At 29.0% G+C, this 7,458-nt stretch carries 10 protein-coding genes and 1 pseudogene; all 11 read left to right on the forward strand.

Features of this window, described 5'->3' with window-relative positions; genetic code table 11:
• Window positions 1-2,177, forward strand: a pseudogene (locus ACRDBA_RS09300) (hypothetical protein); the annotation flags it as partial.
• Window positions 2,178-2,609: 432 nt separating this feature from the next.
• A complete protein-coding gene (locus ACRDBA_RS09305) occupies window positions 2,610-2,807 on the forward strand; it encodes a hypothetical protein (protein WP_438572647.1) in 198 nt (65 codons plus the stop codon).
• A gap of 10 nt (window positions 2,808-2,817) precedes the next feature.
• On the forward strand, window positions 2,818-2,994 hold the full coding sequence (locus ACRDBA_RS09310) for a hypothetical protein (protein WP_438572648.1): 177 nt from the start codon (window positions 2,818-2,820) through the stop codon (window positions 2,992-2,994).
• A gap of 207 nt (window positions 2,995-3,201) precedes the next feature.
• Window positions 3,202-3,876, forward strand: a complete 675-nt coding sequence (locus ACRDBA_RS09315; RefSeq protein WP_438572649.1) for a Rha family transcriptional regulator — start codon at window positions 3,202-3,204, stop codon at window positions 3,874-3,876.
• A gap of 234 nt (window positions 3,877-4,110) precedes the next feature.
• Complete coding sequence (locus ACRDBA_RS09320) at window positions 4,111-4,920, forward strand: sigma factor (protein ID WP_438572650.1); 810 nt, start codon at window positions 4,111-4,113, stop codon at window positions 4,918-4,920.
• 123 nt (window positions 4,921-5,043) lie between these two features.
• Entirely contained in the window at window positions 5,044-5,274 is a 231-nt protein-coding gene (locus tag ACRDBA_RS09325) for a hypothetical protein (protein ID WP_438572651.1), read from the forward strand.
• Between the two features lies 1 nt (window position 5,275).
• On the forward strand, window positions 5,276-5,566 hold the full coding sequence (locus ACRDBA_RS09330; protein WP_438572652.1) for a hypothetical protein: 291 nt from the start codon (window positions 5,276-5,278) through the stop codon (window positions 5,564-5,566).
• 24 nt (window positions 5,567-5,590) lie between these two features.
• Window positions 5,591-5,716 carry a hypothetical protein gene (locus ACRDBA_RS09335; RefSeq protein ID WP_438572653.1) on the forward strand — a complete coding sequence of 42 codons (126 nt, stop codon included), beginning with the start codon at window positions 5,591-5,593 and terminating at the stop codon, window positions 5,714-5,716.
• 115 nt (window positions 5,717-5,831) lie between these two features.
• The gene (locus tag ACRDBA_RS09340) at window positions 5,832-6,221 is read left to right on the forward strand and encodes a single-stranded DNA-binding protein (protein ID WP_438572654.1); all 390 of its coding nucleotides are present in this window, start codon (window positions 5,832-5,834) and stop codon (window positions 6,219-6,221) included.
• Window positions 6,222-6,248: 27 nt separating this feature from the next.
• Window positions 6,249-6,842, forward strand: coding sequence for a hypothetical protein (locus ACRDBA_RS09345; RefSeq protein ID WP_438572655.1), 594 nt, complete (start codon window positions 6,249-6,251; stop codon window positions 6,840-6,842).
• Between the two features lie 19 nt (window positions 6,843-6,861).
• A complete protein-coding gene (locus tag ACRDBA_RS09350; RefSeq protein WP_438572656.1) occupies window positions 6,862-7,284 on the forward strand; it encodes a DUF3310 domain-containing protein in 423 nt (140 codons plus the stop codon).
• The last annotated feature ends 174 nt before the right edge of the window (window positions 7,285-7,458 follow it).

Below are 7,458 nucleotides of genomic sequence, written 5' to 3' on the forward strand. Positions count from 1 at the left end.
ACTACTACTCACTTGACTTTAAAAGCGAAAAAGTAAACTTACTATATAATATGCCAATAGTTGTAAAAAGTATTCAAGAAAATAAAGAAATATTTTTAGTTGAAGGCGAGAAAGATGCTGACAATTTAAAAAGACTTGGTTTAGCTTCTACGACTTGCAGAGAAATAAATAGCACTACAGATGAAGTTTTAAGTGTCTTAGAAGGTGCTAAGTTAGTTGTAATAGGCGACAATGATGATACTGGAAGAAAACACGTAAATAATGTACGTTATAAGCTTTTAAATAGGGTTAGAAGCTTTAAAAATCTAATAATAAAAGAATTATGCGACTTAGGAGAAAAAGCAGATATAAGCGACTTTATAAGTGCTAAATATGATGAATGCTTAAGTAGTAAGCAAATAAGAAAAATAATATTAGATATAGTTGAAAGAACTTTAGACGAAAAAGACGACAATGAACTTCAGCAAAATAAAAACGGTGTATATTATACCTTTAAAAAATATGATAATGAAGGAGAGTTGGTAGAGGAAAGAAAGATATATCTAACTAACTTTAAAATAGAGAAGCTTACAAGAATAGAAAACATTGATACTGATGAAGAAGAAATTGAATTAACTTTAAAATCAAACTTAAATGAAGTTAAAATCATAAAGGGTAGAAGTAATAAGATATTCTTAGATCCTAAATCATTTAATAGCTTTATGAACATGGGATTTAGCTTTGATGGTAAGCCTAAAGATTTTACAAGGTTTAAGAACTGGGTAAATAAGTATTTCTTATATGAAAAAAGAAATGAATATTTATTAACTGGAATAAGGGTTTTAGATGGTAAAAAAATGCTTATAACACCTACTGGTGGAGTTTTAGAAAATGGAAAGATAGATACAAATTATAAGGCTAATAATCCTTTAACGCTTGTAGACTATTCAATGACTAATAGGTTATCAAGTGAGGAAGCTAACGAACTTATAAAACATTTATTTAGCTTCAATACTAAAAAGAATTGTTACAACATAATAGGAAGCTTAGTATCTAATATGTTTAATAGTGTTTATAGGGATACTCAAGGTATTAATCTTCATGTCACTTCATATGTCGGAGAAAGTGGAAGTGGTAAATCTTATACTATAGATAATATAACTAGACCATTATTAGGATTAGACAATGATACAATGGTATTTAGTTCACTAATGCCACATGGACTATTAAGAGCAACTAATGATACATACTTACCTATAATCATTGATGAGGTTAAGCCAAGTCAAGCAGGAGAATTTAAAAAGCAGCTATTATCAAATACTATTAGATCAATAACTGGTGAAAGTTCAGTAATAAAAGGTACTCAAAATCAAGGCTTTAAAACTTATAAATATAATTCTTCTTTGATAATAGCAGGTGAGGAAATGTTAGACGAAACCGCTTTAAAAAATAGATGCAATATAATATGGTTTAGCTGCAACGATATGATAGATGATAATATAAAACATGGTAATTACTTTATATCCAAAGAAGGTAAAAGCACATTAAAATCATTAGGACTTGAAATATATTTAAACATTATAAAAGAGTGGGATAGCGAAAGGCTTTTAAGTGTATTAGACAAAATAGAAAATACATTTAAACATGAGAAAACTATGCACCCAAGAATACAAGCAACCTTTAATAATACAATGTTTGGATATATAACAGTAAAACACATACTAATAAGTCTAGGAGTTAATAAAAGCCATTTTGAGGACGATTTCACGGTAGCAGATATAATATATCAAAATCTAAAAGAAAACGTTCTTGATGGAGAATATGCCACTAAACAGATATATGACGAAGTATTAGAAGCTATAGACGAAGTAGCAAGCGGAAGCGGTCAATATGTAATAGCTGAGGACCTACACTTTAAACAAGATAGCTTGTATTTAAAACTTGACTTTAAAAGTATATTCCCAATATTAGAAAGTTATTACAAATCTAGAGGAAAAACCTTAAAAATAGATTGTAAGACTTTTATAAAAATGATTACTAAATCAAAGTATATAGAAGGAACTAACAAGGATTATTATAAATCGGTTAGGATTGGAGAAAAAATAAAGAAAGTATACTTTATAAAGAAAGAAGCTTTAAGTGGCCTAGATATGCCTAACTTGATTCCTACCGATATTGTCGAATGGGATGAAGTATAAATAGCCTATAAATAAAATGTGTATAGTTTTGTATATGGAACAAATGTTTTAGTTGCAATTCTATACACAAAGAAATACAGTGTTTTCAATGGTTATAGATACTATGTATATATTGTATATATTGTATATAATATATATAAGTAGTAGTACGCTTTATACTAAAAAATAAATATATGCTAAATATAATAAAAAGTATAGTACTAAATAAAAAAACTATATACATTATATACATTGATTACAATGTAGTATTTGCAATTGTTGCAAAAAGTGAAATTAGTTACAAATCTATACACAAATTATATACATTTTATATACGGAGGGGTTTTAATGGAAAATATTTTAAATAGTGTTAGAAACGCAAACATAAGAGATAGATTCGGTTGAAGGTATGTAGATTATAGGGAAGGTAAATTATATAGCCTTATAATGAGAATGGATTTAGAGGATGCAGTAAAAGTGTGTGCTTGTATGTGGAGTGGTAGAGAAGTTATGCTTATTGGAAATGAAAAGAAATATACTGATTTCATAGAAGAATCTAGATTAATATGTAGTACCAATGAACATTCAGCTGATTATATATGCTCTAAAGCTAAGAAGCTTAATGAATATTTAGATAATGCAATAATGTAATGGTGATTTTATGAGTGATAAATCGATACTTGAAGAATATGACTTTTACCAACAAAGATTAGATAAGGCAATAGCGTATAATGATAGCGTAAAAGCTATTGAGTGCGATTCTAAAGAGTTTAAAGTGTTAGTAGATATAATTAATCAACTTTCCAAAATTGAAGCAGAAATCAAGGGTATAAATTGACAGTATGTTAATATCTAAATTATGATATACTATAATCAGTTTCATATAGTTGCACCTAATTTGCACGAGGTGTAGTAACCAATAAGCCATCCTTAGTAGTGTAGGGGTGGTTTTTTATTGTAAAAATTGGGTATGATATATTTAAGATGTGAAAGCAATTCACCTTGTTGTTAGTAGCATCTAATTTATTTTGAAGGTGGTAAACATATGAATAATGAACTAGTAAGATTAAAGACAGATGATGTAAGTAAAGCTATACCAATAACAGATACTCTTGTAATTTCGGAAAAATTTAAGGTTCAACACGATTCCATAACTAGGCTTATAGAGAAGTATTCAATAGATTTGGAAAAGTATGGAAAACTCAAGGGATTTGAAATCCTACGAGATAACAAGCAAAGAAGTATTAGTGGGTATGAGTTAAATGAAATGCAATTCATGTTAATTGTTATGTATATGAAAAATACTGAAATAGCAAGAGAGTGGAAAATGAGGTTTGTAGAAGCATTCTTTTTGATGAGAAGTGAATTGTTAGCAAGAAGAGAAACTAGAATTATAGGAAAGCAAATAAGAAGGAATTTAACTGATACTATAAAATGTAAAGTTGATGGGGATACTAATTTTAAGAAGTTCGCATATTCGAATTATTCAAAATTAGTCTATAAAAAAGTATTTGGAATCAAAGTAGATAAAATAAAAGAAGTTAAAGGATTGTCTAAAAATGATAATATAAGGGACTTTTTAACAATAGAGGAACTTGAAAAAGTTCAAGATTTAGAAAGTAAGATAGCCACGTATATAGAAATGAGAAAAGATTTAAGTAATAATGATAAAGAGATATATGCAGAAGTCAAGAAATATGTAGACTCGATATGTAAGTAAGTGATAGCCATCCAATAGGGTGGTTTTTTATTGCATATATTAAATTAATTGGATGTAACTTTTGATTACAATGTAATTTTTTAATGTCTAAATTTGTTTATAAAAAGTATTCATAAAAATTAAATAAGTTGCATAAAAACCATTGACAATTGGCAACAATGATTGTACAATTATAGATAGAAACAAGGAAATAATACAACAAAAGATAAATTAATACTTTGGGGGATATATTAAATGAGTGGAGAGCTAGGAATTATAGTAGAACTTGCTAAGCAGAATGTAAGTAGAGGAGATTCAGAAGTCAATGCAATAAATAATGCTAGAAAGCAATTTGATTTCGCATTAAATGAAGCGTTGAATTATGAGTATAAAGGAATAAAGCAAAGTAAAGCAGATAGATTAAGGGAAGAATACGAAACGGAAATGATAGAGAAATATAAGGGTATAGTATATCATGTATGCAAAAGATATAAGAATGATATGTTTTATGACGAGGCTATACAAGAAGGCTATTACCATTTATTGTTAGCTATAAGGAAATATGATAGCAGTAGAGGTGTAAAAATAAACACATATATATATAATTACATTTGGCAATATACATATAAGGCCATGTGTAAGTTTAAAGGTGCTAAAAGGAAACTAGATAGAGTAGGGGTTACTGCTAGCGGAAATCCAAGCTACAACGAGAAATATGAGTTTAGGAACTTTTACAGTTTAGATGCCCCAATAGATGGAAGCGTAAAAAGGAATTCTAATTACGATGAAGAATTAACACTCGGAGGAATGATTGAGAATCATGAAATAGGTTTCGACATGGTAGAAGATAAGGATATGATAGATAGAATTATGATTACTACCGAAAAAGCTAGTAAAGACAATAAGTATTTTAATTTTGATATGGCACAAATATTAAAAATGAGAATCGAAGGAATGACAATGGTTGATATAGCTAAAGAACTTAATACATATCCAATGATGATTAAAAGATTACTTGTTAAGCTTCAAGGGGATATAGGCAAGGAATTAAGGAAGGTGTGTTAATATGGAAGAGCTAAGAGAATTAATGCACCTATATATAGATAAATACGGAGTAGATAACGAGTTGACAGTATTAGTTAGTCAACAAATTAGATATAGAATTGAACAAGGAAGGGGTTGTTAAATATGTTAAGTAAAAAATATATTTTAGAGTGTGGGTATTGTATAAGTACGGTAAGCGTTCCGTTTCTAGCGTGGTTTGGTGAATATGAAACTGCTATGAATATAAATGGAAATGTTCCGCATGGTTGGGTAATACTTAAAGGGTACGATACTATAGAAGAAGCTTTAGAAGGACATGAAGAGTTTATAAATATGTCTAAAGAAGAATTAGATAAAATTGAAAGGATTGGTTAATATGAAAAGTGTAGCTGATGTAATAATTGAACATATAGAGCCAATGCAATGTATAGATATTCAGCCTATACAAACTAACTTTGATGAAGTTATCAAGAGGTATATGGATTTTCAAGTAAGGTATGATTTTACAACGAGTGATAAGTATAAAGCACTTACTAAGTTATACGCTAGATCAATAAAAGAGCATGAAAGAAAGATAGGTTTATCGTATAGGGTATGGAGTGACGAGGTTATGTATAAGTTTGAGAGTGATTTCTCAAGCAAATACATAAGACCTTATACAAAATAAATTGAAGCGGAGGTTTGTGAAGATATGAAAATACTGATGGCTATTATGTGTGTACTAGCAATTATATGCACTATTCTTGGTGATGATAGTGTTGGGAAATATTATTTGGCAATATGGCAATTGATGACACTTGTTTGGGTTATTATTTAGTAAATATAGAAAGGTTTTAAAATGAAAGACGTAATAACATTTTCAACAATATGTTTAACAGTAATGTTGACATTTGAAATATTAATAAAAATAAACGATAGGAGAAAATAAGATTATGAATTTAATTATATTAAGCGGTAGAATTACAAAAGATAGTGAGTTAAGCTTCATTCCTAATAGTGGAGTAGCTAAGTTGGTATTTGATTTGGCGGTAGATAGAAATTATCAAAAGGATAAAAACAACAAGAAGGTAGATTTTATAAGATGTGAAATGTTAGGTAAGGGCGGAGAGAGTTTATGCCAATACTTAACTAAAGGCAAAGCAATAGTGGTTAATGGAGAGTTAAACATAGATAACTACAAGGACAAAGAAGGAAATAATAAGTCTTTCACTAAAGTATTAGTTAACAGAGTAGAGTTCCAACAAGGTAGCGTAGGAGATAAGAAAACTGATGCTAATGAATTTACTAATGTCGAGATAGACAGTTCGGATATACCTTTTTAGAAAAAATACATATTGGGGGGAAAGATTATGGGACATTCTCATGGAATAAAATGGAGCGATGAATTAATAGAAAATGAATTAAAATATGTAATGGATGCGTTAAATATAAGTAGAATGCCAAGCAATAGTGAGATAAAAATGGTTAATGGTCACAGTCTTTCTAACGCTATTAGTAGGAATGGAGGGTTTAGAATGTGGGCTGAAAAGCTTAATTTAGAAACGAAGGAAAGTGAAACTAGTTTCGGAAATGAATATGAACTTATAGTTAAAGAAATATTAGAAGAATTAGGATATCAAGTTGAAAAAATGACAACTAAACATAGTTATGACTTGCTAGTAAATGATAATATTAAAATAGATATAAAAACAGCTAGGTATTACAAGCAAAAAGATGGAAGCAAGTTCCACAGTTGCAATTTAGAAAAGAGATATCATAATTGCGATATATTTATATGCGTTGGAATAAATGAAAACGAAGATATTGAAAAGGTGTTAGTGATACCTAGTAAGTATTTAATGAACAAGAAGCAACTGTCAATTGGAGTTACGAGTTCATACGATAGGCTTAATAAGCGATTTGATTACATAGAAAAATATGTACAATTTTACAATGAAATTTAAGGTGTAAGGGGTGAATATTATGATGCCATGCAAGTATGAAAAGTATGATAGATGTAATATAGAATTATTAAATAGTGAACTTGATGCTAGGAAAGAAAATGAATATTGTTGCGGAGAATCAGAATGTGGATACTATGATGAATGGTTAAATGATGAAATACAGAAAAACTCATACAACGCAACAACAAATATAAATATGGAAAGTAGTGTATTGCCTATAATTGATAAAAATAAAAAAGAGATGGTAGAACATCCAAATCACTACAATAGTGGTAAATATGAAGTAATAGACGTTATAGACGATTGGAAATTAGGATTCTATGAAGGAAATATAATTAAATATGTGGCAAGGGCAAAGCATAAAGGCAAAGAATTAGAGGACTTGAAAAAAGCTAAGTTTTATTTAGATAGATTAGTATATAAATTCGAGGGGGAAGAATAATGAAAATAACTAATACGGAAGTATTTGGATTCGGTAGTGCTTTGAGGGGAATGAGGTCACCAATGAATAGTTGGCATTTATCTGATAGCTATGACGATTTGAATATTGATACACCTATAGGAATTACTTGCGAGTGTATTAAAATAGGTGAAAAAGACATGGATTTAGCTAAAA

This window comes from Clostridium sp. (genome assembly GCF_051654825.1).
In the GTDB taxonomy this organism is placed as follows: domain Bacteria; phylum Bacillota; class Clostridia; order Clostridiales; family Clostridiaceae; genus Clostridium.

Bases quoted from the DNA above. Each gene is read 5' to 3' on its own strand.
- ACRDBA_RS09305 (WP_438572647.1), top strand. From the start codon at position 2,610: ATGGATTTAGAGGATGCAGTAAAAGTGTGTGCTTGTATGTGGAGTGGT.
- ACRDBA_RS09345 (WP_438572655.1), top strand. From the start codon at position 6,249: ATGGGACATTCTCATGGAATAAAATGGAGCGATGAATTAATAGAAAAT.
- ACRDBA_RS09330 (WP_438572652.1), top strand. From the start codon at position 5,276: ATGAAAAGTGTAGCTGATGTAATAATTGAACATATAGAGCCAATGCAA.
- ACRDBA_RS09350 (WP_438572656.1), top strand. From the start codon at position 6,862: ATGATGCCATGCAAGTATGAAAAGTATGATAGATGTAATATAGAATTA.
- ACRDBA_RS09325 (WP_438572651.1), top strand. From the start codon at position 5,044: ATGTTAAGTAAAAAATATATTTTAGAGTGTGGGTATTGTATAAGTACG.
- ACRDBA_RS09315 (WP_438572649.1), top strand. From the start codon at position 3,202: ATGAATAATGAACTAGTAAGATTAAAGACAGATGATGTAAGTAAAGCT.
- ACRDBA_RS09320 (WP_438572650.1), top strand. From the start codon at position 4,111: ATGAGTGGAGAGCTAGGAATTATAGTAGAACTTGCTAAGCAGAATGTA.
- ACRDBA_RS09340 (WP_438572654.1), top strand. From the start codon at position 5,832: ATGAATTTAATTATATTAAGCGGTAGAATTACAAAAGATAGTGAGTTA.
- ACRDBA_RS09310 (WP_438572648.1), top strand. From the start codon at position 2,818: ATGAGTGATAAATCGATACTTGAAGAATATGACTTTTACCAACAAAGA.
- ACRDBA_RS09335 (WP_438572653.1), top strand. From the start codon at position 5,591: ATGAAAATACTGATGGCTATTATGTGTGTACTAGCAATTATATGCACT.